Below are 26,016 nucleotides of genomic sequence, written 5' to 3' on the forward strand. Positions count from 1 at the left end.
GAGGCCCCTCCATGCTGCGCATGCAAAACCTGAGCAAAGTCTACCGTACCCACATGATCGAAACCCACGCGCTGCGCGGCTTCGACATCCATGTGCAACAAGGTGAATTCGTCACCGTCACGGGACCGTCCGGCTCGGGCAAGACGAGCTTTCTGAACATCGCCGGCCTGCTGGAAGAATTCACCGACGGCGAATACATCCTCGACGGCGTCAACGTCAGGGGCATGGACGACAATGCCCGCTCGCGCCTGCGCAATGAAAAACTCGGCTTCATCTTCCAGGGTTTTAATCTGATCCCCGACCTGTCGCTGTTCGACAACGTCGACGTGCCGCTGCGCTACCGGGGTTTCAACCGCGCCGAACGCAAGGAGCGCATCGAGGAAGCGCTGGCCAAGGTGGGCCTGGCATCGCGCATGAAACACTATCCGGCCGAACTGTCGGGCGGCCAGCAGCAGCGCGTGGCGATCGCGCGCGCGCTGGCCGGCTCGCCCAAGCTGCTGCTGGCCGATGAACCGACCGGCAACCTGGACACGCAAATGGCGCGCGGTGTGATGGAACTGCTGGAAGACATCAACGCGCAAGGCACCACCATCCTGATGGTCACGCATGATCCGGAACTGGCGCTGCGCAGCCAGCGCAATGTGCACATCATCGACGGCCAGGTGTCGGACCTGGTGCAACACAGTGCCACGTTGTCGGCCAGGCCGCAGCACCCCGTGACCGCGTAAGGAGAGAACATGTTCCGCTACTATTTCACACTGGGCCTGCGCAGCCTGCGCCGCAACCGCGCCCTGACCGCATTGATGATACTGACCCTTGCCGTCGGCGTCGCCGCCAGCGTATCCACCGTCACCATCCTGCACGCCATGTCGGGCGATCCGCTGCCGCACAAGAGCGACCGCCTGTTCGTGCCGTTGATCGACATCCTGCCCGTGAAAGGCTATGTACCCGGCGAAAAACCGGGCTTTTCACAGATGCAGATGAGCTATATCGATGCGCAGAACTTCATGCGCAGCAAAATGGGCGTGCGCCGCACCGTGATGTATGGCGTGGCCGGCCAGGTAGAACCGGCGCGCAAGGATATCGGTTCCTTCTTCGCCCAGGGCATGGCGCCCACGCGCGACTTCTTCACCATGTTCGAACCACCTTTTTTGCATGGCCAGCCATGGAGCGAAGCCGATGACGCCAGCGGCGCCGACGTGATCGTGCTCAGTCGCGCCCTGGCCGAAAAACTGGTGGGGACCAGCAATCCGGTAGGCCAGCGCGTGACGGTGCTGGGTCGCCCCTACATGGTGACGGGCGTGCTGAAGACCTGGGAGGTGGTGCCGCGCGCGCATCACATTATCGGCAGCAAGGGAGCGTTCGGCCCGGAGGACGAATTCTTCATTCCGTTTGCCAGCGCGATCCGCCACGAGACCGTGCACGATGGCGGCATGAGCTGCAACGGCGACAATGTCGCGCCCGGCTACCAGGGCATGCTGGCGTCAGGCTGCACCTGGCTGCAGTTCTGGTTCGAGATGGCCAGCAGCAGCGAGCGTGGCCAGCTGCAGCAATACCTGGACGCCTACGCAGGCGAGCAGCGCAAGCTGGGACGCATGATGCGCAACGCACCTAACCACCTGTACGACCTGAAAGAGTGGATGGCTTACCTGCAGGTAGTCGACAACGACAACCGGCTGGCTGCCTGGCTGGCCTTTGGTTTCCTGCTGCTGTGCCTGGTCAACACCATCGGCCTGCTGCTGGCGAAGTTTTCGGTGCGCGCCTCCGAAGTGGGCATCCGCCGCGCACTGGGCGCCACACGGCGCGACATCTTCCGCCAGTTCCTGATCGAGACGGGCGTGATCGGCCTGGCCGGCGGCGTATTGGGCCTGCTGCTGGCGTTTGGCGCGCTGGCCGTGGTCAGCCAGCAATCGGAAGAGCTGGGCACCGTGGCGCACATGGACTTACCGATGCTGTTGCTGACGTTTGCCATGTCGGTTGCCGCCGCCCTGCTGGCCGGCCTGCTGCCCACCTGGCGCGCCTGCCAGGTCACGCCGGCGATTCAGCTCAAGTCCCAATGAAGCCGATCACACACACTTACCCACTATGAGGTCCAGCATGGAAATCCGTCCCATCCTGTCGGCGCTGATGCGCAGCAAAACCGGCGCCATCCTGGTGGCCGTGCAAGTGGCCATCAGCCTGGCCATCCTGGCCAACGCCCTGTATATCGTCAACGTGCGCCAGGCCGTGGCCGCGCGGCCCACCGGCGTGGCCGCTGAAAACGATATTTTCTATGTCAATGTGCAGAACATGGACCGCGGTGGCCACCAGCGCCAGCTGGCCGAACAGAAACGCCAGGCTGCCCTGCTGCGCGCTTTGCCGGGCGCGATGTCGGTGGCGCAAACATCACAGGCCGTGCTGTCACGTTCCGGCAACATCACCAGCGTGTCGGCCAAGCGCGGCCAGGCCACGCCCAGCGCCGAAGTGTCAACCTACTTTAGCCCCGATTCACTGTTGAAGACCTATGGCTTGCAACTGGTCGAAGGACGCGACTTCCGGCCCGACGAGGTGCCAGAGATCGACGACGATGTCGAGGACACCTATCCCAAGGTGCTGATCCTGACGCGCCTGGCGGCGCAGAAAATCTGGCCCGGCGAGACCAGTTTTGTTGGCAAGACATTGTACAAGGGCACCGGCGATAACGACCCGGAACTGCGCGTGGTCGGCATCGTCGAACGGCTGCAGACCCAGGGTGCCCAGGTCAAGCCCAGAGGCGAATATTCGGCCCTGCTACCGGCGCGCCTGACGGGTGGGCGCGATTCGCTGATGTATGCCGTGCGCGCCGAACCGGGCCAGCGCGACCGCCTGATGCAGGAGGCGGCCCAGGCGATCCGCACCTCCACCACGGATCGCATCCTGGTGCGTATCGACACACTGGAGCAGCACCGCCAGGAACGCTACCGGGCCGACCGCGGCCTGTCATGGATGCTGATCACCGTCTCGACCCTGCTGCTGCTGGTGACGGCCAGCGGCATCGTCGGCATCGCCAGCCTGTGGGTGACGCAGCGGCGCAAGCAGATCGGCGTGCGGCGCGCCCTGGGCGCGCGCCGCGTCGACATCCTGCGCTACTTCCTGACCGAAAATTTCATGATCACCAGCGTCGGCGTGGCTGCCGGCGTACTGCTGGCCCTGGGCTTGAACCAGCTGCTGGTGAGCCAGCTGGAAATGGCGCGCCTGCCTCTGCCCTACCTGCTGGGTGGCGCGGCCGTCTTCTGGCTGCTGGGCCTGGGCGCGGTGTACGGCCCGGCATGGCGCGCAGCCAGCATTTCGCCAGCCACGGCCACCCGCAGTACCTGAGCCGGCACCTGAGTGATATGCTGCGCGCATGCCTACCGTACTGATTATTGACGACAATGCCGCCGTGGCCATCGCGCTCGACGTGCTGTTCTCCCTGCACGAGATCGACGCCGTGCGCGCCGCCTCGCCCGAGGAGGGCCTGCACCTGCTCGAGCGCCACGCCATCGACCTGGTGGTGCAGGACATGAACTTCACGGCCGACACCACCTCGGGCGAAGAAGGCAGCGCGCTGTTCCACGCCATCCGCGCGCGCTACCCTGACCTGCCCGTGATCCTGCTGACGGCATGGACCCAGCTCGACGCGGCCGTCGACCTGATCAAGTCCGGCGCAGCCGACTACCTGGCCAAGCCATGGGATGACCGGCGCCTGATCGCTTCCGTGCAAAACCTGCTGGAACTGGGGCAGGCCAACCGCGCGCTGCGCCAGCGCGTGGTGGCCGAGCGGCGCCAGCGCCACGCGCTGGAACACGACTTCGATTTGCGCGGCATGGTGTGGCAAGACCCGGCCACCGAAAGAGTGGTGCACCTGGCGTGCCAGGTGGCGCGCGCCGACGTGCCCGTGCTCATTTCGGGGCCGAACGGCAGCGGCAAGGAACGCATCGCCGCCATCGTGCAAGCCAATTCGCAGGTCGCCAGCGGCCCCTTCATCGTGCTCAATTGCGGCGCCGTGCCGGTCGAGCTGATCGAAGCGGAACTGTTCGGCGCCGAGGCGGGTGCCTATACCGGCATCACGCGCGCGCGCGACGGCAAGTTCGACGCGGCCGACGGCGGCACCCTGTTCCTCGACGAAATCGGCAACCTGCCGCTGGCCGGACAAATGAAACTGCTGCGCGTACTGGAAACGGGACGCTTCGAGCGCCTCGGCTCGAACCGCGAGCGGCAAGTGAAAGTGCGCGTCATCAGCGCCAGCAACGCCGACCTGCCGGCGATGATCAAGGCCGGCACGTTTCGCGAAGACCTGTTCTACCGCCTGAACGTGATCGAACTGCGCCTGCCGCCGCTGGCGCAGCGCCCGCTGGACATCCTGGTACTGGCGCGGCATTTCCTGGGCAGCGAAAAAACCCTGGACGCGCAGGCGCAGGCGACCCTGCTGGCGCACGGCTGGCCGGGCAATGTGCGCGAACTGAAAAATGTGATGCAGCGCGCCAGCCTGCTGACGGCCGGCCCGGTGATCGGTGCGCAGGAAACGGGCTTGCCGCTGGCGGATGTCGCGTCGCCGCGCGCACCGCAGGATGGCGCCGCGACGGAGCCGGACCGCGACAGCGTCACCGCGGCGCTCACGCGCGCACACGGCGTGGTGGCGCAGGCGGCGCAGGAACTGGGGCTGTCGCGCCAGGCGCTGTACCGGCGCATGGAACGCCTGGGCATCGCGCGCGGCTGATGGCCTACCGTCCCATGCGCCTCTCCCTGCTCACGCGCTGGACGGCGCTGATCGTTACCTTGCTGGTGCTGGGCATCGTCATCGCCCTGCTGCTCGCGCATTTTTTGCCAGATCAGCCGCTGCTGGTGCTGGCCGGCACCCTGCTATGCGTGCTGCCGGTGGCCGTCATTACCATCCGCGCGCAGCTGCAAGCGATGCTGTCGCTGTTTCGCGCCTTGAGCGGTACGGTCGCCAGCTACCAGGACGGCGACTTCGGCTTCAGCTTGCGCTGGCCGCAGAACGATGAACTGGCCGACCTGGTGGCGGCCCACAATGCGCTGGGCGACGTGCTGCGCAAGCAGCGCCTGGACCTGGTGCAGCGCGAACTGCTGCTCGACACCATGGTGCAAAACACGCCGGTGGCCATGCTGCTGGTGGCCGAGGGTAGCGCCATCGTCTACGCCAACCTGGCCGCGCGCCAGTTGCTGCACCACGGCCGCCGGCTCGAAGGACGCCACCTGGCCGACATCGTGCGCGAGGCCGCGCCGGCCCTGGCCGAGGCGCTGGCGCGCCGCAACGACGGCTTGTTTACCAGCGGCGAGGGCGAGCAGGAAGAGGTATACCACCTGGCGCGGCGCAGCTTCAGCCTGAACGGGCGCAAGCATGAACTGCTGCTGCTGCGCCAGCTGACGCTGGAACTGCGGCGCCAGGAAGTGCAAACCTGGAAAAAGGTCATCCGCGTCATCAGCCATGAGCTCAACAACTCACTGGCGCCACTGGCCTCGCTGGCCCATTCCGGCGCCGAGCTGGTACGCCGCGGCCAGACCGAACGCCTGCCGCAAATCCTCGCCACCATCGAAGAGCGCACGCGTCACCTGGAAACCTTCATCCTCGGCTATGCGCGCTTTGCCAAGCTGCCCGCGCCGCGCCTGGCGCCATGCGAGTGGCAACCCTTCCTCGACAGCCTGGCTTCGCAAGCGGCCTTCACGCTCGACGGCCCGCCGCCGGCGCAGGCGGCCGTGTTCGATGCGGCGCAAATGCAGCAGGCGCTGCTGAACCTGCTCAAGAATGCGCTGGAGTCCGGCTCCAAGCTCCAGCATATCGGCCTGCACGTCAGCCAGGCGCATGGGCAGCTGCGCATCGAAGTGCGCGACCGGGGGCCGGGCATGAATGGCGCCGTGCTGGAAAATGCGCTGGTGCCGTTTTACTCTACCAAACGCAGCGGTACGGGACTGGGCCTGGCACTGGCGCGCGAGATCGCCGAAGCGCATGGCGGACGCATCACCCTGGCCAACCGCGAAGGCGGCGGACTGGCGGTGACATTGATTCTTCCCTTTTGAACCTGGTTCCGGTTGCCGAGCCGGAAACGTATGCCATGCTGCTGGCCGGCCTGGGCATACTCGGCTTCCTGGCGCGGCGCCGCAAGCAATCTTGAGCTCCCCTCCCAAAAGACGCTGCAGCGTCTTTTTTTCAGTCGGCTGCTACACTGACGCCATGACGACCGACTTTACCTCCACCAGCCATACCGCCTTCAGCCACCCGGGCCACCCGCCGGCCACCACCACAGAACACCGCGGCATCCGCTACCTGCACCTGGGTACCAAGTGGGTGCAGGGCGCCATGCGCCTGGACAAACCCGATGCCATCGAGCTCGAATACGTGCAGATGATGATGATGTGGATGCTGTTCAAGACGCAGCCAAAACGCATCGTGCAGCTGGGACTTGGCAGCGCCGCGCTGACCAAATTCAGCTACCGCCGCTTCCCCGACGCCACGGTCACGGCCATCGAACTCAATCCGAACGTGATCGCCATCTGCGGCGCCCAGTTTGCGCTGCCGCCGAACGATGCGCGTCTCGACGTGCGTGAAATGAATGCGCTCGACTTCGTGCTCGATCCTGCCAACCATGGCACCGTCGATGCGCTGCAAGTGGACCTGTACGACGAAGACGCGCGCGGCCCCGTGCTCGACACGCCCGAGTTCTACCAGGCTTGCCACGACTGCCTGACGGACGACGGCATCATGTGCACGAATGTCTTCGGTGACTTCCCCAACTACGACAAGAACTTGCAGGCGATGGAACTGGTCTTCGACGCCGTCGTCTGGGTGCCGGAAACGGAAGATGAAAACATCGTCGTGCTGGCCTTCAAAAAATCGCCATCGCTCGACTTCAGCGACTTGTACGAACGTGCCGCCACCATCAAGAAGCAATTCAACCTGCCCGCCAAGAACTGGGTCAACGGCTTGAAGCAGTGGATGCAGGACCAGCAGTAAGGCAGTAGCGCCGCATCACACCGGCAGCAGCGCGCCCAGGCGGCGCGCCAGGCCGTCCATGTTTTCGGCCGGCACCTGCGCATAACCGAGCAGGAAACCGTTCCAGCCGGCGCCCTCGCCCCTCCTCTCGCCCGTGCCATGCGCGGACAACGCCAGCGCCACGATGCCGTCCTGCGCGGCGCGGCGGCTCAACGCCAGGTCATCCCATTGCACGTCTTGAAAACGCAGCGCCAGGTGCATGCCGGCCGTGCCGCCATGGATGACCGCGCCCGCACACGCATGGCGCTGCAATGCCTCGCTCAAGGCGTCGCGGCGCTGGCAATACAGGCGGCGCATGCGGCGCACATGGCGCGCAAACAGGCCGCTGCGCAGGAACTCGGCCAGCGCCAGCTGTTCGGCCACGCGCCCCCGTGTGGCGCCCTGCGCCTGCATCTGCGCGAAAGCCCCGGCCAGCCCTGCCGGCACGACAATAAAGGCCAGCCGCAAGGCGGGAAACATGGTCTTGCTGAAGGTACCCAGATACACGACGGGCGCGTCGGCCACCAGTCCCTGCATGGCCGCCAGGGGCGGACCGCCATGGCGAAATTCGCTGTCGTAATCATCTTCGATGATCAGGGCGCCGGCGGCGCGGGCACGTTCGAGCAGCACCATGCGGCGTGCGGGACTGAGCACGCTGCCCGTCGGATACTGGTGCGACGGCGTGGTGTAGATCAGGCGCGGCGGCGCCGCGCTCCAGTCGTCATCCGTCGGTGCGATGCCATCCATGTCGACGGCGATGCCCGTCACCTGCAGGCCGGCGCCACGGCCCGCCGCCAGCGCGCCGCCATAGCCAGGGTGCTCGATCCACAAGGTGTCGCCCTGGTCGGCAAAGGCGCGCAGGCACACATCAAGGCTGCTCTGCGTACCGTCCGTGATGAACACCTGGCCCGCATCGCAGACGACGCCGCGCGCGGCGCGCAAATGGTCGGCGATGGCCATGCGCAGCTGCGGCTCACCGGCCGGGTCGCCGTAATTGAGCTGGCGCGGCGTCAGCGCGCGCCACGCGCGGTCCAGCATGCGCCGCCACTGCGCCAGCGGGAATTCGTCGAGCGCCGGCACGCCAGGCGCGAACGCCCCCATCGCGTCGGCGGGAAACACCACCGTCGCATTCCTGTCCTGTCCCGCCACGCCGCGCAAATGTTGTGCACGGCGCGACAAGCCATCCTTGCTGCCGGCCGGCGGCGCCACCACCGGCTGGCCAACGTTGCCGGCGACCACGGTGCCACGCCGGTCCGGCAAGACAAAACCTTCGCTGGCCAGCTGCTCGTAGGCGTACAGCACGGTATTGCGCGCCAGTCCCAGTTCGGCCGCCAGCACGCGCGTGGCGGCCAGCCGCGTACCTGGCGCCAGCTGGCCACCGCGGATCGCCGCGCGCAGGCATTCATGCAGCAGGCGCTGGCGCGGCCAGCCCCGCTCGCGGTGCGTACGTTCGAAAGCGTTCAGCAGCAATGCATAATCCATGCGCCCCCCTTTTATGGCTCCAAATTATTTCTAACTTCTGGATCTTTTTTCAGGGCCAGATGCCGATTATAGTGCGGCCTGCTTCCTCAACCAACCGGATTTTCGCCATGACCGCTGTCGCCCTCCCTCCCAGCCCGCGTACCCGCGTGCGCCGCGTCGCCGAACTGGCCAGCTACGAGCAAGCCACCGTGTATACCATCGTCGACGCCGCCTTCCTGTGCCATATCGCCTTCCGCGACGACAAGGGCAGCCATTGCATCCCGACCGCCTGCTGGCGCATCGACGGCCACCTGTATATCCATGGCTCGAACGGCAGCCGCATGCTCAAGCAACTCGTCAACGATACCGACGTGTGCGTGACCATCACCCATCTCGACGGCCTGGTGCTGGCGCGCTCGGCCTTCAATCACACGATGAACTACCGTTCGGCGATGGTCTACGGTCGCTTTGACAAGGTGAGCGACATCGGCCAGCAGCATGCGGCCATGGATGCGCTGATGGAAAAGCTGGCGCCGGGACGCCTGGCGCAGGTGCGCGGCGGCAGCGCCAAGGAATACGCGGCCACCACCGTGCTGCGCATCGCGCTCGACGAATGCGCCGTCAAGCAGCGCAAGGGTGGCCCGCTCGACGATGCGGGTGACATGGCACACGTCGTCTGGACGGGCGAATTGCCTTTTACGCACGGCCGTGGCGCGGCCATCGCCGATGCACTCAACACCAGCGCGCTGCCCGCGTATGCCGCCGCATGGGGTACGGAATCCGCTTGACCGGCCAGCGTGCTTGCCCGATGATCGGCGTTGATGGCGATAGCCACCAATCGACCCACTCATGAATGGAGCAGATGATGATGAAGCGAGTATCCCTGGCCGCGGCCCTGACGGTCATGCTGGCCTGCGGCGGCAGCGGTGCGGCACTGGCGGCCGACAGCAGCGACGCAGCCTTGAAGGCGGCTATCGCCGGCAGTGCACGCACGCCGGCCAACGCGCTGCGCGACAGCGCCCGGCACCCGTATGAAACACTGACGTTCTTCGGCATCAAGCCGGGCATGACGGTGGTGGAGCTGGCGCCTGGCGGCGGCTGGTACACGGAGATCCTGGCGCCCTACCTGCGCGATAACGGCAAGCTGATCGCCGCCGGCAACGACCCGCAGTCAAGCAGCGAAGGCGCACGCCGTGGCGCGGCGCGCTTCCAGCAAAAACTCGACGCCAATCCGGCCGCTTTCGGCAAGGTGGAACTCGGCGCCTTCGCACCGCCCACCACCTACCGCATCGCGCCCAAGGGCACGGCCGACATGGTGCTCACCTTCCGCAATATCCACAACTGGATACCCATCGGCGAAGCAGGCATGCAGACCCTGTTCAAGGAAGTGTATGACAGCCTGAAGCCGGGCGGCGTGTTCGGCGTCGTCGAGCACCGCCTGCCGGCGAACAAGGCGCAAGATGCCACGGCCAGCAGCGGCTACATGCACGAAGCGTATGTGATCAAGCTGGCGGAAAACGCGGGCTTCAAGCTGGCAGCCAGGTCCGAGATCAACGCCAATCCGAAAGACCATGCCGACCACCAGGGCGGCGTGTGGGCGTTGCCGCCGACCTACACCAACAAGGATGTCGAGCGGGCCAAATACACGGCCATCGGCGAGAGCGACCGCATGACCCTGAAGTTCGTCAAGCCATAAAGTGAGCGTGTCGGGTTACGCGCTGCGCGCTAACCCGACCTACCGGTTTATTTCTTCGCTTCCTTCGGTTTCACCGGCGCCAGGCTCAGGTCCTGGAAGTCGTAGCTGAAATCCGTCTCGGCCGACACGGGCGCCATTTTTACCCTGTCGATGCTGCCATCGGGATTGAGCGAGAACGTCACGTAGGCATCGGCGTTGAAGTTGCGCTCTTTCCAGCGCACGATGAAGGTGTCGTGCTGCCAGTGTTCCAGTTCACCCGTCAGGTCCGGCGTGCGCGTGAAGCTGAGGATATGCTTTTTCCCCTCCGGCTTGATGACGACCTTGCCATACCAGGCGTCTTCATACTCGCCGTCATACGCGGCCAGCGGCAGCGATGGCTGCGATTTGGCCGCGCGCGCGCTCGATGCCTTGCCCTGCTTTTTCACCTCTTCGGCATGCTGGTCCTGCTCCACCTTGGCCACCCGCGCCAGCCAGTCCGACGGCACCGCCTGCAGGTAATGGTCGAGAATGCGCCATTGCAGTGCCGTCATGGAGCCGCCATTTTCCGCATTGGTGAGGATGGCCACGCCCAGCTTTGCTTCCGGCACCATCACCACGCGCGAATAAAATCCCTGCAGCGCGCCGCCGTGCATGGCCACTTTCATGCCCTTGTAGTCGCGCAGCTGAAAGCCCAGGCCATACGCGCTGAAGTTCGGTTTCGTCGCGGCCAGCGCCGGTTTTGGTTCGGCAATCTTGATCGGCGTTTGCGCCGTCCACATCTCGCGGCCCTGCTTTTCGCTGAACAGGCGCGCGTCCTTGCCATCCTTGTCTTTCACGCCGGCGATCTTGCCTTCGTCGAGCAGCACCATCATCCACTTGGCGATATCTTCCGCATTCGTGTTGATGCCAACGGCGCCCACGGCGTTCGGCACGGGCATGGATTTGACGGCGGCGATCTTGCCGGCGATCTTGCTGTGCGCATTGGCGACGTCGGGATTACCCACGTTTTCCGCCAGACTGGTGGTGGTACCCGTCATGCCCAGCGGCGCCAGGATGCGCTCATGCATCGCTTCGCCCCAGCTCTTGCCCGCCTTGTCGGCGATGATCTTGCCGGCCACGATGTACAGCAGGTTATCGTAAGCATAGCTGTTGCGAAAACTCGTGGCCGGACGGATGTAGCGCAGCTTCTCGATGATCTCGTCGGTGGAAAACGTCGTGGTAGGCCACCACAGCAAGTCGCCCGCTCCCAGGCCCAGGCCACTGCGGTGCGTCAGCAAGTCGCGGATGGTCATGGCGCCCGTGACGTAGGAATCGTGCATCTGGAAGCCGGGCAGGTGCTTGGTGACGGGATCGTCCCAGGCCAGCTTGCCGTCGTCGACCAGCATGGCCAGCGCGGCAGCCGTGAAACCTTTCGAGTTCGATGCCACTTCAAACAGCGTCTTGGCGTCGACGGCCGCCGGTTCGCCCAGCTTGCGTACGCCGAAACCCCTGGCGGTGATGACCTTGCCATCCTTGACGATGGCGATCGCCATGCCCGGCACGTCGAACACTTTCAGGGCGGTGGCGACGTCGCGCTCGAGATCGAAGGCCGGCGCGGGGGCAGGCGCAGCGGCAACGACGGGTGCGGCGTCAGAGGCCAGCGCCGGCACCGTGATGCCGGAAAACGCCAGCACGATGGCGGCGGCGAGACGGTTCATGGTATGCATGGTCAGGATGTCCAAATAAGGTTCAATGCGCTTGCGCGGCCATCAATTTATCGACGCTTTCCTGCGTCACCGGGTGGTAGCGTTCGCGCGCCTGCGCATACACGTCCTTGGCCCAGGCGTGGCCCTGCGGCGTCTTCATCAAGGCGCTATACAGGGGCACGACGAACTTCTGGCGACCCACGCTCATCAGGAATGCCTGCAAGGGCTGGCGCACATCGTAGCCGGCGTTCACGGAGGCCAGGTAGAAGCGGTAAGCGACTTCATTGTTGCCGCTCTTGCCCACGCCGTAGACCTGGTCCAGTTCACGTAATTGCGCCGCGCTGGCCTTGTTGTTGATGTCGTTCAGGAAGTGCATCGACTCGATGGCGATCCACTTGTCCATGCCCAGGTCTTTGGTGGCAAGCTCGCCCTTGAGCCAGGCGTCGCGGTGCTGGTCGAGCAGCGCCAGGCGCGGCGAGACGACGCGCTGCGCGCTGGCCGGCACGCCGGTGCCATACAGCCATTCATCGAGTTCCGCGTCCGGCATCACGTCCGGATGCTGCGCCAGCAGGTTCTTGCGCAGGTAGGCGATGAACTGCTCCGTCGTCACGCTCTGGAACGCATGCTGGTCGAACCAGCCGCGCAGGAAAGGGTCGAACACGGCACGGCCGGCGCGGCGTTCCATGGTGGCCAGGAACCAGGCGCCTTTCGGGTAGATGATGCCGTCATCCGTATACGTTTCGGCAGGATTGGCGTCCGCATCGCGCGTGATCAGCGCCGTTTTCGCCGCCGGCAGTTCCTTGATCGAGGCGGCCAGTTCTTCCTGGTCGACCTGCACGCCCATCTGCGCCACGTCGCTGCCATACAGCTGCTCGACGATGCGCGTGGTGACGTAGGTGGTGAAGCCTTCGTTGAGCCACATGTGCTTCCACGACGCGTTGGTGACCAGGTTGCCCGACCACGAGTGGGCCAGTTCATGCGCGATCAGGTCGACCAGGCTGCGGTCGCCCGCGATCATGGTCGGCGTGAGGAAGGTCAGGCGCGGGTTTTCCATGCCGCCGTAGGGGAACGATGGCGGCAGCACGATCATGTCGTAGCGTCCCCATCCATACGGACCATACAGCGCTTCGGCTGCCTGTATCATCTTTTCCGTGTCGGCCAGCTCGTATTCGGCCGCCTTGATGCGCGGCGGTTCGGCATACACGGCGGAGCGGGGACCGAGCTTGCGCACTTCCAGTTCGCCGATGGCGATGGACAGCAGGTACGATGGAATCGGCTGCGGCATCCTGAATTTCCAGCCGCCCTTGCCCGTCGCCTTGTCGTCATTCTCGGCGCTCATCACGACGCGCATGCCACTCGGCGCCTCGATACGCGCGCTGTAGGTAAAACGCACGGCCGGCGTATCCTGCGACGGCACCCACGAGCGGGCGTTGATGCTTTGCGACTGGCTGAACATGAAAGGCAGCTTGCCCGACATGGTCTGCTGCGGCGTGAGCCACTGCAGCGCAATGGCGTTCGGCGCCGTGTGATAGTAGACGCGCACCTTGCCCGGCTGGCCCGTGGTGGTGATGCGCAGCGCCTGGCCCTTTTCCGGGTCGGCCTTGTCCAGCTGATACGGCGCCATCTGCCATGCGCCGCGCTTGTCCTGTACCTGCACTTTCGCGATCGACAGATCGCGCGTATCGAGCACCAGGGTACGCGCCGCCGGGTCGATCCAGTTCAAGGACAGCTCGGCATAGCCGGAGAGCGTCTTTTGCTTGAAATCGGCTTTCAGGTCCAGCTGCAGGTCGCGCGTGCGCACCTGGTCGTAACGCGCGTAGCTGAGGGGGTCGGCGTGTGCTGCCAGGGTTACCTGGCAAAGTAGCGCACAGCCCAGCGCGCGCAGGAAGGTCAAAGTTTGCATGGTCGTCTTTTGAATGATTTGCGAAAGCCCCGGTCCGTGTGCGCCGGGGCGTCGCGCAGAATAGCACTTCCGGCGCAGGCCGGCAGAAAAAAGCGCCGGGCTGGCCGGCGCTTTTTTCCTATTTCGTATCTGGCTGGACTTCGGGCTTGGCCTCGGGTGCCTTCAGCGGCGTATTAAAATCTTTCATCAGGTTGTTCTTGTCACGGTCCAGCTTGAACAATTCCAGGCGCGATGGCGTGATTTTTCGCGGCCAGGCGTTGTTGCTGGTGTCGATATCGGCCGTCTCCCAGTACGGGTCTTGCACCAGCCCCACCATCGGCTCGTCCGTGACGATGACCTTGCTGATCTTGTGCGGCGCATAGCGCCACACTTCGGCCGGCACGCGTTCGATGATCTTCTTGCCGCTTTTCAGTTCGATTTCCAGGATCAGCGGCATCACCAGGCCGCCAATATTCGAAAAGTCGACCAGGTACAGATGCTTGCCCAGGTTATGCTGCTCCAGCAGCTTTCGCTCCCACGGCTCCAGCGCCTCCTGCTCTTCCGCATAGCTGTTGCGGTCCTTGTTGGTGACCGTGAATTCATCATGCCGGTTATAGAAATCCTTCAGCGCGGGGTCCAGCTCCACCTTCTTCGGCAGCGTCTTGTTGCGCTGGTCCGAGATCGAAATCGGCTGCGCGGCCTTCTGCGCCTTCTTCCACGCTTTTTCGACCTCCGGATTCTTCGTGCTCACGCCATATTCGCTGATGCCGTCGATGCTGATGTCGACCGCGTCGGTGGTATAAAACCAGCCGCGCCAGAACCAGTCCAGGTCCGTGCCGGAAGCGTCTTCCATCGTGCGGAAAAAGTCGGCCGGCGTCGGGCGCTTGAACTTCCAGCGCAGGGCGTACTGCTTGAAGGCGAAGTCGAACAGCTCGCGCCCTAAGATGGTTTCACGCAGGATGTTGAGCGCCGTGGCCGGCTTGTCGTAGGCGTTCGCCGTGAACTGCAGCAAGGACTCGGAATTGGTCATGATGGGCACCTGGTTCTGGCTGCGCATGTAGTCGACGATCTTGCGCGGCTCGCCATTCCAGGATGGGAAATGCTCTTCCCACGCCTGCTCGGCCAGGTACTGCAGGAAGGAATTGAGGCCCTCGTCCATCCACGTCCACTGGCGCTCGTCCGAGTTGACGATCATGGGAAAATAATTGTGCCCCACTTCATGGATGATCACGCCGATCAGGTCATATTTCGCCGTCTTCGAATACGTGAGTTCACCCGTCTTCTTGTCCTTCACGGGACGCCCGCCATTGAACGCAATCATCGGATACTCCATGCCGCCCACGGCGCCGTTGACGGAGATCGCATTCGGATACGGATAGTCGAAACTGTATTTGTTGTACTGCTCGATCGCGTGCACGACGGCGCGCGTGCTGTACTGCTGCCACAGCGGGTTGCCCTCGTTCGGGTAATACGACATGGCCATCACGCGCTTGCCGCCGCTGTCCAGCCCCTGCGCATCCCAGATGAACTTGCGGCTCGAGGCCCACGCCACGTCGCGCACATTGGCCGCCTTGAAATGCCAGGTTTTCATCCCCGCCGCGCGGCCCTTTTCCGCCGCCAGCGCTTCGGCGGGTGTGATCACCAGCAGCGGCGTATTGCTGTTTTTCGCCCGCGCAAGCCGCTCGCGCTGTGCCGCGCTCAACACGGCCGCAGGATTTTGCAGTTCGCCCGTGGCGGCCACCACGTGGTCGCCCGGCACCGTCAGATACAGTTCGTAGTCGCCAAATTCCAGCGTGAATTCACCGGAGCCGAGGAATTGCTTGTGCTGCCAGCCGACGGCATCGTAATACGCGGCCATGCGCGGGAACCATTGGGCGATCTGGAAAATCGTGTTCTTGTCCTCTTCAAAATATTCATAGCCGGAGCGCTCGACCAGCACCTTCTGGTCATTGATTTTGTAGGACCAGTCGATGCCAAAGCTGATGCTCTGGCCGGGCGCCAGCGCCACCGGCAAATCGATGCGCAGCATGGTCTGGTTGACCACATACGGCAGCGGCTTGCCGCTGGCCGCTTTCACGGCGGTGAGCTTGAAGCCGCCGTCAAATTCCCGCCCCGCATGGAGGGCGCGCAAGTCTTCGAATTTCAGCGCTTCCTCTTCGGTGCCGCTGAGCCAGGCCTGGCGCGACGGCGCGCTCAATACGCGGCGCTGGTCCGCATCCTGGCGCAAGCCATTCTGGTCCAGTTGCAGCCACAGATACGCGAGGCTGTCCGGCGAGCGGTTGTGATAGGTGATCTGCTCGCTGGCCGTGATTTCGCGGCGCGCTTCGTCCAAGGTGGCGCGGATCACGTAATCGGCGCGCTGCTGCCAGTAGGCGTGGCCCGGCGCACCAGATGCGGTGCGGTAGTTATTCGGCGTGGGCAGCAATTCTTCCAGTTGGCGGAACTTGTCGTCGAAGGGCGCGGCGGCGCACAGGCCGGGCAAGGGAGCAAACAAGGTCAAACACAAGGCAAGCAAGCGGACAAGGACCGGCATGGCGCATTCCATCTGGGAGTCGTGGACAGACTGCATTCTAAGTCGAGTCTGTTTGCAAAGCGCTCATTGTTGTGGAAGTCCCACACACCAGGCAGTGCCATGCCCCGGCAGCACTGGCGCCGGCACGGGCATTGGCGTATGATGCGCCTCGAACATTGGGGAGTAGTCGTCTCGCGGTCCTGCCGCGGGAACCTGTATCAACATAATTGGCCCGCAGGCCATGGTGCAGGTGGTTGCAGAACTTGACGAGACCATTGATCCAGGGCGGCCGCATGGGCCGGAGTCGCCCATGGATCATTGGTTAATTCGTCCGGCCCGCGTACCTCTTGCAATCTCATGGAAGCATTCCTCATCTCCACCGGCATCGTCGGTCTCGCTGAAATCGGCGACAAAACCCAACTCCTGGCCTTTTTGCTGGCGGCCAAATTCCGCAAGCCTTTGCCCATCGTGCTGGCGATTTTCGTCGCCACCGTCGCCAACCACGCGTTTGCCGCCGCCGTCGGCGCCTGGATCACCAGCATGCTGGGGCCCGACGTGCTGCGCTGGGTACTCGGCGTATCGTTCCTGGCGATGGCCGCCTGGACCCTGATCCCCGACAAGCTCGATGAAGACGAAACGAAGCTGGCCAAGTATGGCGTCTTCCTGACCACCCTGATCGCCTTCTTCATGGCGGAAATGGGAGATAAAACGCAGGTGGCCACGGTGGCGCTGGCGGCGCGCTACCACGACATTGTTTCCGTCGTGCTGGGCACCACCTTCGGCATGATGCTGGCCAACGTGCCGGCCGTGTACCTGGGCGACAAGATCGCCAACCGCGTGTCGCTGCGCCTGGTGCACGGCATCGCGGCGCTGGTATTTGCCGTGCTGGGCGTGGCAACCCTGCTGGGCGCGGGCGCGGCTCTGGGCTTCTGACCAATCTCGGCGACATGCATACCGGCGCGCTGATCCTGAACGGTCAGCGCGCTTTCTTGAGACGTGGGCAAGACTACACCAGCAATAGCACCGCATACTCGCGGCCGTCGTCGCGCAGGGCGATGCTGTTGCCCTCCTGCGCCACGCCATCGAGCGACAATCCTGCGGGCCGCCCCTGTGCCTTTTCCACCGTGATGGCATAGCTGCTGGCGCCGAAGCGGTAATGCAGCTTGAAGCTGTCCCATTCGGCCGGCATGGTCGGCAGCACACGCAGCACGTTCGCTTCGCGCGTCAAGCCCAGCAGCGATTCGACGATCAGCCGGTACAGCCAGCCCGACGATCCCGTGTACCAGCTCCAGCCGCCGCGCCCCACATGCGGCGCCACGGCATACACGTCGGCCGTCACCACATACGGCTCGACCTTGTAGCGCTGCACCGCCTGCGCATCCGCGCCATGGCGCACGGGATTGATCATGCGCAGCAGTTCCCACGCCTTTTCGCCATCGCCCAGGCGGGCAAACGCCATCGCCGTCCAGATGGCCGCATGCGTATACTGACCGCCGTTCTCGCGCACGCCCGGCACATAACCGCGGATATAGCCGGGATTGAGATCGGATTTGTCGAACGGCGGATCGAGCAGCTGGATCACGCCGGAATCACGACGCACCAGGCGCGCATCGACCTGGCGCATGGCGCCGGCCACGCGCTCCTTGTTGGCCGCGCCCGACAGCACGCCCCAGCTTTGCGAAATCGAATCGATCTGGCATTCCTCGTTCGTGTGCGAACCCAAGGGCGTGCCGTCGTCGAAGTAGGCACGCCGGTACCACTCGCCATCCCACGCATGTTCCTCGACATTGGCCGCCAGTTTCACGGCTTCGTCGCGGCAGAACCGGGCGAATGCGGCGTCGCCGCGCAGCACGGCCACCTCGGCAAAGCGCTGCAGCACTTCATACAGGAAGAAGGCCAGCCACACGCTCTCGCCCTTGCCGTGTTCGCCCACCTTGTCCATGCCGTCATTCCAGTCGCAGGAGCCCATCAGGGGCAAGCCGTGCACGCCCAGGCGCAAGCCGTGGCGGATGGCGCGCACGCAGTGCTCGTACAGGTCGGCCGACTCGCCCGAACGCACGGGCAAGTCGTAATAGGAATCCTCTTCCGGCTTGACAGCGCGTCCCTCGATGAAGGGCGCCACTTCGGACAGCACGTTGACATCGCCCGTGGCAATCACATAGCGGCAGGCGGCCAGCGGCAGCCACAGGTAATCATCGGAGCAGTGCGTGCGCACGCCCCGGTCCGACGGCGGATGCCACCAATGCTGTACGTCGCCTTCGACAAACTGGTGCGCCGCGCACAGCAGCAAATGGCCGCGCAGCAGTTGCGGCGCCGTGTGGATCATGGCCATCGCATCTTGCAACTGGTCGCGGAAGCCATACGCGCCGCCCGACTGGTAATAGCCGCTGCGCGCCCACAGGCGGCAGGCGATTGTCTGGTACATCAGCCAGCCATTGGCGATCACGTCCAGCGATGGATCGGGCGTTTCGATGCGCACGGCGCCCAGGGTGTTTTCCCAGTGCGCGCGCACGGCGTCGAGCGCCATGCGGGCCGCGTCCTTGCCCGCATGGCGCTGCACCATGGTACTGGCGTCGGCATTGCGGCGCCCGCCCACGCCGAGGAGGAAGACGATTTCGCGCTCCTGCCCCGGCTGCAGTTCAAACGGCACCTGGATCGCTGCGCACGGGTCCAGGCCCGTGCCCGCCTTGCCGGACAGGCGCACGCGCCGTAGCGCCGCCGGCTGCGCCAGACTGCCGTTACGGCCGATGAATTCATTGCGGTCGCAGGTGATGGAGCGGATGCTGGCGTCGGTATTGAAAAAGCCGACACGGCCTGAAAACTCCGTGTTGTAGTTATTGCGCGCAAACAGCGCGCCGCTGATGGTGTCAACCTCGGTCGCCACGTGCATGCAGGACTTGGCGCGCAGGTCGCCCATCACCCATTCCACGTAGCCTGTGACGGACAGACGGCGCGGCACGCCGCTGTCGTTGCGCACCTTGATCACCGAATATTTGACGGCCGCGTCCAGCGCCACATAGGTGCACAGTTCGGTGGAGATACCGCCCTCGCTGTGTTCAAAAATGCTGTAGCCAAAGCCGTGGCGCGTCACGTAGTCGCCGCTGCCGCGCGCCGGCAGGGCCGATGGCGACCAGAACTGGCCGGTTTGCTCGTCGCGCACATAAAACGCTTCGCCGGACAGGTCAGAAACGGGGTCGTTCTGCCATGGCGTGAGGCGGAATTCATGCGCATTCTCGCTCCACGTATACGCCTGGCCGCCTTCCGACACCACGGTGCCGAATTGCGCGTTGGCCAGCACGTTCGACCAGGGCGCCGGTGTCTGTGTGCCTTCGCCTGTGGTGATCACGTATTCGCGCCCATCGGGTGTAAAACCACCGAGGCCATTTTCCAGGATCAGTTCGCGCGGTGCGGCGCGGTGCGGCACGCTGCCCTGTTCGCGGGCAGTATCCTGCAGCAGCGGCGGCATGCGCAGCACAGGGCTGGGCGGGCGCTTGACCTGCTCGGCCAGGGTGCCGCGCAAGTCGCTGATGATGGCGCGCGCCACCGATTGCAGCAAGATGCGGTCTTCGTTGGCAATCTGCTCGGCCAGGCGCACGAAAATGCCGCCCGGGCGGTCGATCGCCTGCGCATCGATGCCCGAGGCGATCAAGCCCATGATCTGGTCATGCAGCAGCTGGCGGTAGCCCGACTGTTCCTCGTACCAGATCACCAGGTCGACGATCAATCCTTTCAGGCGCCAGTAGGCATGCGCCTGCACCATCTGGCGCGCCAGTTCGATATTGGCCGCGTCGCGTATCTGCAGCAGCACGATGGGCAAGTCGCCGGAAATGGCATACGCCCACAGGCCGGACTGGCCGCGCTGGTTCTTGATCAGGATGCCGGCATCGGCGCGCAGGGCCGCATTCGGGTAGATCACGGCATTGGCCAGGCGTGCATACAACTGCGCGTCCGCTTCGCTGGCATTCAACTGGCGCAGCACCACCTGGCTGTGCGTCCAGGCCAGTTCGAACACGCGGTCGGCCAGATGGCGATCCTGATATTTGTCGATCAGGTGCAGCGCCGCCTCGCGCTGTTCCACCATGCCGGTCACGCTATCGACCGTGACCGCCTGGTCCGGTTCGAGCGTGATGACGTAGCGGATGGCCACGATGGGGTCGAGCACGGAACCGTGGCCGCCACCGAGCGGACCGCTGTCCTGCAGCGCCTGCGGCAGCTGCGCCGTGTTGCCGCGGCCGATGAAGCGCGCGCGGTCCGTCTCGAACGACACGGCATAGTGTTCGATATCGTGCACCGTCATCACATGCAGCAGCCACGGCATCGGCTCGTCTTTCGAGCGGGGCCGGCGCGTGCATAAAATCGCATTTTCATGCGCCAGGATTTCCGTCTGCACGAACAGCTTGCTGAACGCGGGATGCGCCGCATCGGCTGCCGCCGGCGCCATCACCACTTCGGCAAAACTGGTGATCTCGATGCGCCGCTGGCGGTTCGAATTATTGCTGATGCGCGTGCGGCGGATTTCGATGTCGTCCTCGGGCGAGACGACGATTTCCGTGTACAGGTCCAGGCCATGGTCGGCACGGCGAAATTCCGCGCGCCCCTCGGAGAAAATCACTTCGTACTTCTTCGGTTCGACCAGGGTCGGCTGGTACATGGTGGACCAGACGGCACCGTCGTCGAGGTCGCGCAAATAACAGAAATTGCCCCAGTTATCGCGCGTGCTGTCTTCGCGCCAGCGCGTCACGGACAAGTCTTTCCAGCGGCTGTAGCTGCCGCCCGCATTGCTCACCATGACGTGGTAGCGGCCATTCGACAGCAGCTGCGTTTCGGGCACGGCGCTGTTGGCCTGCGTGAGGATGCGCATCGGCATGGACTGCTCGGACGCGCCGCTGCGCAGCACCGCCAGTTCGGCCGTGTTCGAATAAAACGCCCCCGCTTGCGGCGTACGCTCCTGCAGCACCAGCAAGGCCGATTGCAGCAGCGGATCGGACTCGAAACGGCGCTGCATCGGGCGATCGTGCAACAGGTAGCTGAGAGCCAGGAAACCCATGCCCTGGTGGTGCACCATGAACGAGCGGATGACGGCGCTGACCTGTCCGCGCGGCAGGCGCGCGGTGGTGAAATCGATGGCTTCAAAGAAGCCGTAGCGGCCCATGTAGCCGGCCGCCTGCATGCGCTGCAGGTTCTGGCACGACGCTTCCGGCTGCACCATCAAACCCATCATGCTGGCGTATGGCGCCACCACCAGGTCGTCGGCCAGGCCCCGCTTCAGGCCCAGCCCCGGCACGCCAAAGGCGCGGTACTGGTAATTCAAGCTGGCGTCGACCGTGTTATAGCCGGATTCGGAAATCCCCCACGGCACGTCGCGCTGGCGGCCATAGTCGATCTGCGCCTCGATGACGGAGTGGTAGGTCTGGTCAAGCAAGGTGTTCGGATAATTCGGCATCACCAGCAGCGGCATCAGATACTCGAACATCGAGCCGCTCCACGACAGCAGCACGGGCTGGCCCGCCACCATGCACAGCTGGCGGCCCAGCGCGAACCAGTGCTCCTGCGGCAGCTGGCCCTGGGCGATGGCGATGAAGCTGGCCAGGCGCACTTCGGAAGCCAATAAATCGTAGTAGCTGGGGTCGAGGCGCCGTTCGCTGACGTTGTAGCCGATGGCCAGCAGTTTGGTCGACGGGTTGTACAGAAACGCGTATTCGATCTGTGCGAAATCGCGTGCCTGGCCGGCCGCGTGGGCGATGTCGCGCATGTGGCGGCCCGCCTGTTCGCGGCCTTGCGCCAGCCATGCGGCCAGCTCGGAAGGCAAGCCTTCCGGCGTCTCCAGATTGGCCAGTTCGCGCAGGGTCGGCACGCGCAGCCACGCCGTATCGAGGCCTGCCTGTGCCGCCCATGGCGCCAGTTGCAGCAACTCGGCCAGCGCCGCGCGGCACTGGCGCGCCAGCGCTCCGCTCCACATGGCCAGCTCGCCATCGTCGCTTTGCAGAGTCAGCGACAGCAGCGCGTCGGCCGCGCCATTCGCGGCACTCAGGTAGGCATGCCATTCGGGCAGGCTGGCTGGCGCGGCCGGCATCTGCAGCAGCGCCAGCGACGCGCGCACCGCCTTGTCTTCGCCTTCCGCGGCAATGAATTCCTGCAGTACCTGCGCCGTCGTGCGGATGCCGTCCACGATCTGTGGCCCCATGATGGGCGCGTCATACAGTTCCACCAGGCCGGGCTGCAAGGTCAGCAGATGGCCGGCCAGATTGCCGCTGTCGACCGTCGAGATGTACATGGGCTGCAGCGCCTTGAGCGTTTGCGTGTCGTACCAGTTGTAGAAATGCCCCTGGAAGCGCTCCAGCTCCCCCATGCTGTGCAAGGTGGCGCGGCTGCGCTCGATCAACTGGCCCATGGTGACATAGCCGAAATCGTAGGCCGTCAGGTTGGCCAGCAGGGCCAGGCCGATATTCGTCGGCGAGGTGCGGTGCGCCACCACCAGGTTCGGATGCTCCTGCATGTTATCGGGCGGCAGCCAGTGGTCGTCCGGTCCGACGAAGGTCTCGAAATAGGCCCAGGTCTTGCGCGCCACGCCATGCAGGAAACGTCCCTGCTCGGCCGACAAACGCGCCACGGCCCGTTCGATGGGGCGGCTGATCCACCAGGCGATGGCAGGTGCGGCCAGCCACAGCAGCAGCACCACGGCGGCGGCCGGCAACGCTGCCGGGCGCCAGTGCAGCAAGGCGGCAAAGGTGGCCAGCGCCAGCGCGGGCGAGCACCACATGGCGCGCCAGCTGTCTGCCTGCGAGCCGGAAGACGTATGCAGGTTCGAGGCACGCCAGTCGAGCAAATGCTTGTGCGACACGCCCAGGCGCCACAGGGTGCGGGCGATGGCATCGAGGCTGATCCAGGCCTCATAAGGCAGGAAGACGAGGGTCAGCATGGCATGCGAAAACTGCACGCCGCAGCGCCGCTCGAACGCGGCCAGATGCTGGCGCCACAGGGTGTCGCGCGGTTTGCGCAGCAGATCGTACAGGGCCGAAAAAACGGGCGGCAGGAAGATGATGGCCAGCACCGCCACGCTCCAGAAAACCACGTGCGGCAAGAAACCCCACACCAGCAGCAGCGACACGGTGGTGGCCGGCGCCACGATGCTGCGGCGCAGGTTGTCGAACAGCTTCCAGCGCGACAGCATCGACAGGGGATTGCGTTCGCGCTTGCCGGCGCGGCCCGGCACGCGGCCCAGCAACCAGCCGATCAGCTGCCAGTCGCCGCGTATCCAGCGCTGGCGGCGGCTCACGTCGGCGTCGTAGCGGGCCGGGTATTCCTCATACAGTTGCGAGTCGCTGAGCAAGCCGGCGCGTAAATAACAGCCTTCGAGCAGGTCGTGGCTGAGGATTTTATTGTCGGGCAGGCGCTGGCCCAGCACGCGCTCGAACATGTCGAGGTCGTAGATGCCCTTGCCGATGAAGGAGCCCTCGTAAAATACGTCCTGGTACAGGTCGGAGACGGTGCGCGTGTAGGGATCGATGCCCGGCTCGCCACCGCACAGCAGTTCGTAGCGCGAGGCATTCGCGCTGGGCAGCGCCACGGCCACGCGCGGCTGCAAGATGCCGTAGCCGGCCACCACGCGCGTGCCGGCCGCGTCCAGCACGGGACGGTTCAGCGGGTGCATCATGGTGGCGATGAATTCGCGCGCCGCGTCGCGCGGCAGCTGCGTATCGGTGTCGAGCGTGATCACGTATCTGATGGTGCGCAGGCCGCGCAGCTCGCCTTCCACCAGCGAGAATTTGTCGCGTGCCCCGCCGCGCAAAAACGCGTGCAGGTCGGACAATTTTCCGCGCTTGCGCTCCTGCCCCATCCACGCATTCTGCTGCGAATTCCACAGGCGCGGACGGTGCAGCAGCAGGAACGGCCCCACCTGGCCCAGTTCTTCGGGGTCGGCCGGTTCGCCATTGTCCTTGCACTCGGCGCCTTCCACGCGGTACTTGTCGTTCAAGCCACGGATGGTCTCCTGCGCCTGGCGCAGCAAGGCTTCGTCGCCCGGCATCGTTTGCGCGGACGCATCGACAAAATCCGTCAGCAGGCAGAAACGCAGGTTCGGATCGCGGTTGGCGAGATAACGCACTTCCAGCGCCTCGCACAGGGCCGCCACGTTGTCCGCGCTGTAGATCAGGGTCGGCACCACCACGATGCCGCGCCCGTCCGACGGAATGCCAGCCTGGTAATCCATGCGCGGCAGCGGATGGGGCGACGTCATCAGGGTCGCCAGCCAGTTCACCACGGCCACGGCCAGCTGGCTGCTGCCCAGCAGCGCCAGCACGCCCAGTGCCGCCAGGGGCCAGCCCTGCACGCCATGGCGCACGGCGCGCTCGAGCAACAAGGCGCTCGTCGCCAGGGTCAGGAACGAGATGGCCCCAAGGTAGACGGCCAGCGGCGCGGCGCGCGCCGTATGCTGCAGCGCTTCGATGAAAGGCAGCTTCGCGCCGGCCAGCTTTTCCAGCACCAGCACGCCGCGTCCCACCAGGTAAAAGCCGATGTGGCCACGGCGCGCGTCATTGCCGTTGCCGTGCGTATGCGCCAGCTGCACCACCATCTCGGCGACGTCCACTTCGCTGCGCGCGCTGCGCCTGGCGATGCGTTCAATGGCGTGGCGGTAGCTGTCGCGCGTGGCAAAATCCATCAAGCCATACGTGCCGGCCGGGTCCAGGCGCAAGGTTTGCTCGACGACGCTCATGGTCTCGACGAATTCCTGCCAATCCATGGTACCGAGAAAACGCAGGCTGCCGATGCTGTTGGCGATCGACACCTGGTCGGCCGCCTGCTGCCCGATCTCGGACTGGATCTGCTGCTCGATGGTGAGGCCCGACTCGGCCAGCTTGTGCGTCAGCCACGACAGGGCCAGGGTCAGCGAGGAACTTTGTCCCTGCAGGCGGCGCGACAATTCTGCCACGAAGGCGCTGGTCAACGGCGGATTCGAACGGGCCATGTCGGCTACCAGCAGGATCAAGCCGCTGGGATTGCGCTCGGCGATGTCCATCATCTGGTCGGCCCAGGTATTGGCCAGGTCGCGCTGCATGCGGTCGTCGGCCACGCGCGCAGCGACGCGGCGCAGGTTTTCGATCAGGGCCAGGCGCAGCATGATGGGAACGGCCCACAGTTCACCCAGCGTGAGCGTGGCGACGTCCTGGTAAGCCTCGACGAAGTGACACAGGTTTTCCAGGTCGACCCGGCCATCGCCATGCGAGATGATTTCCAGCGCAATTTTATACACGCGCGGGCAGCCCGCGTCCACGCCCGACGTCAGTCGTGGCAGCTCCTTGCTGTAGTTCTTCGGCAGGTGGCGCCGCGTGGTGCGGATCTGCTCTTCGATCAGGTAAAAATTATCCAGCAGCCATTCCGAGGCGGGCGTAACCTGCCGTCCGCTTTTCACCGTGGCCGTCAGCTCGTTGACGGTGGCCGTGATCAGGGCCGCATTATCGGCCAGGCGCGCCAGCAGGCGGTCGCGGCCATGGTGCTTGCCCACCGCGTGGCCGGCGGCCACGTGCTTGCCGTGGGCGGCCATCTGCATGGCACTGAATAACTCGGACCGCAGGGGCAAGGCATCGTCGCGCGCAGCGTCGAAACTGTCCGGTGCAAGGGGATGGTCGCGGAAGATTTCCTTGAATTTGGAAAGCTGTTCCTTGATCTGCTGCGTGACGACTGCGGTGTACTCTTTCAACTTGGCCTCGCTAGGTGCGCGCAGGCAGCCAGCGGCCACCGTCACGCTGGCCAAGTCTGGAAGAACACGATCGGACACTGGCGAAGACGGAAAGCGAAGCGCCGGAGCGTTGCGAC

Annotated in this window: 14 protein-coding genes, 1 pseudogene and 1 riboswitch; of the genes and pseudogenes, 10 read left to right on the forward strand and 5 right to left on the reverse strand. The window is 64.7% G+C overall.

What is annotated here, in order from left to right; genetic code table 11:
* Positions 1 to 11: 11 nt before the first annotated feature.
* The 7 genes and pseudogenes from CLU93_RS09955 to CLU93_RS09985 all read left to right on the forward strand — a co-directional run bounded on the left by CLU93_RS09955 (position 12) and on the right by CLU93_RS09985 (position 6,970).
* Complete coding sequence (locus CLU93_RS09955) at positions 12 to 728, forward strand: ABC transporter ATP-binding protein (protein WP_099760937.1); 717 nt, start codon at positions 12 to 14, stop codon at positions 726 to 728.
* Positions 729 to 737: 9 nt separating this feature from the next.
* Complete coding sequence (locus CLU93_RS09960) at positions 738 to 2,060, forward strand: ABC transporter permease (protein WP_099760938.1); 1,323 nt, start codon at positions 738 to 740, stop codon at positions 2,058 to 2,060.
* A 37-nt stretch (positions 2,061 to 2,097) separates the two neighbouring features.
* Positions 2,098 to 3,336 (forward strand): ABC transporter permease, encoded by a 1,239-nt coding sequence (locus tag CLU93_RS09965; RefSeq protein ID WP_099760939.1) that lies wholly within the window; start codon positions 2,098 to 2,100, stop codon positions 3,334 to 3,336.
* 28 nt (positions 3,337 to 3,364) lie between these two features.
* Complete coding sequence (locus tag CLU93_RS09970) at positions 3,365 to 4,717, forward strand: sigma-54-dependent transcriptional regulator (RefSeq protein WP_099760940.1); 1,353 nt, start codon at positions 3,365 to 3,367, stop codon at positions 4,715 to 4,717.
* Positions 4,717 to 6,036 (forward strand): sensor histidine kinase, encoded by a 1,320-nt coding sequence (locus tag CLU93_RS09975; RefSeq protein ID WP_099760941.1) that lies wholly within the window; start codon positions 4,717 to 4,719, stop codon positions 6,034 to 6,036. The genes CLU93_RS09970 and CLU93_RS09975 overlap by 1 nt, the downstream gene beginning before the upstream one ends.
* Positions 6,037 to 6,047: 11 nt before the next feature.
* Positions 6,048 to 6,131: pseudogene (locus CLU93_RS09980) on the forward strand (PEP-CTERM sorting domain-containing protein); the annotation flags it as partial.
* A 59-nt stretch (positions 6,132 to 6,190) separates the two neighbouring features.
* Positions 6,191 to 6,970, forward strand: a complete 780-nt coding sequence (locus CLU93_RS09985; RefSeq protein ID WP_099760942.1) for a spermidine synthase — start codon at positions 6,191 to 6,193, stop codon at positions 6,968 to 6,970.
* Positions 6,971 to 6,985: 15 nt separating this feature from the next.
* On the opposite strand, the gene pdxR is transcribed toward CLU93_RS09985, so the two are convergent.
* Positions 6,986 to 8,470, reverse strand: coding sequence for a MocR-like pyridoxine biosynthesis transcription factor PdxR (pdxR, locus tag CLU93_RS09990; RefSeq protein WP_099760943.1), 1,485 nt, complete (start codon positions 8,468 to 8,470; stop codon positions 6,986 to 6,988).
* A 107-nt stretch (positions 8,471 to 8,577) separates the two neighbouring features.
* On the opposite strand from pdxR, the gene CLU93_RS09995 reads away from it, so the two are divergent.
* Together CLU93_RS09995 and CLU93_RS10000 are read left to right on the forward strand one after the other, a co-directional pair.
* The gene (locus CLU93_RS09995) at positions 8,578 to 9,237 is read left to right on the forward strand and encodes a pyridoxamine 5'-phosphate oxidase family protein (RefSeq protein ID WP_099760944.1); all 660 of its coding nucleotides are present in this window, start codon (positions 8,578 to 8,580) and stop codon (positions 9,235 to 9,237) included.
* Between the two features lie 77 nt (positions 9,238 to 9,314).
* A complete protein-coding gene (locus tag CLU93_RS10000) occupies positions 9,315 to 10,145 on the forward strand; it encodes a class I SAM-dependent methyltransferase (RefSeq protein WP_099764323.1) in 831 nt (276 codons plus the stop codon).
* A gap of 47 nt (positions 10,146 to 10,192) precedes the next feature.
* On the opposite strand, the gene CLU93_RS10005 is transcribed toward CLU93_RS10000, so the two are convergent.
* From CLU93_RS10005 to CLU93_RS10015, 3 genes are all read right to left on the reverse strand, one after another.
* Positions 10,193 to 11,830: a serine hydrolase gene (locus CLU93_RS10005; RefSeq protein WP_099764324.1), complete on the reverse strand. Its 1,638-nt coding sequence runs from the start codon at positions 11,828 to 11,830 to the stop codon at positions 10,193 to 10,195.
* A 22-nt stretch (positions 11,831 to 11,852) separates the two neighbouring features.
* On the reverse strand, positions 11,853 to 13,712 hold the full coding sequence (locus tag CLU93_RS10010) for a M1 family metallopeptidase (RefSeq protein WP_099760945.1): 1,860 nt from the start codon (positions 13,710 to 13,712) through the stop codon (positions 11,853 to 11,855).
* Between the two features lie 118 nt (positions 13,713 to 13,830).
* Complete coding sequence (locus tag CLU93_RS10015) at positions 13,831 to 16,224, reverse strand: M1 family aminopeptidase (RefSeq protein ID WP_099760946.1); 2,394 nt, start codon at positions 16,222 to 16,224, stop codon at positions 13,831 to 13,833.
* A gap of 145 nt (positions 16,225 to 16,369) precedes the next feature.
* Positions 16,370 to 16,539: riboswitch (yybP-ykoY riboswitch) on the forward strand.
* A 21-nt stretch (positions 16,540 to 16,560) separates the two neighbouring features.
* On the opposite strand from CLU93_RS10015, the gene CLU93_RS10020 reads away from it, so the two are divergent.
* Positions 16,561 to 17,136 (forward strand): TMEM165/GDT1 family protein, encoded by a 576-nt coding sequence (locus CLU93_RS10020; RefSeq protein WP_099760947.1) that lies wholly within the window; start codon positions 16,561 to 16,563, stop codon positions 17,134 to 17,136.
* A gap of 73 nt (positions 17,137 to 17,209) precedes the next feature.
* Here CLU93_RS10020 and CLU93_RS10025 read toward each other — a convergent pair whose 3' ends face one another.
* Positions 17,210 to 25,837, reverse strand: a complete 8,628-nt coding sequence (locus CLU93_RS10025; protein WP_099764325.1) for a GH36-type glycosyl hydrolase domain-containing protein — start codon at positions 25,835 to 25,837, stop codon at positions 17,210 to 17,212.
* Between the last annotated feature and the right edge of the window lie 179 nt (positions 25,838 to 26,016).

This window comes from Janthinobacterium sp. 35, assembly GCF_002754575.1.
In the GTDB taxonomy this organism is placed as follows: Bacteria; Pseudomonadota; Gammaproteobacteria; order Burkholderiales; family Burkholderiaceae_D; genus Janthinobacterium; species Janthinobacterium tructae.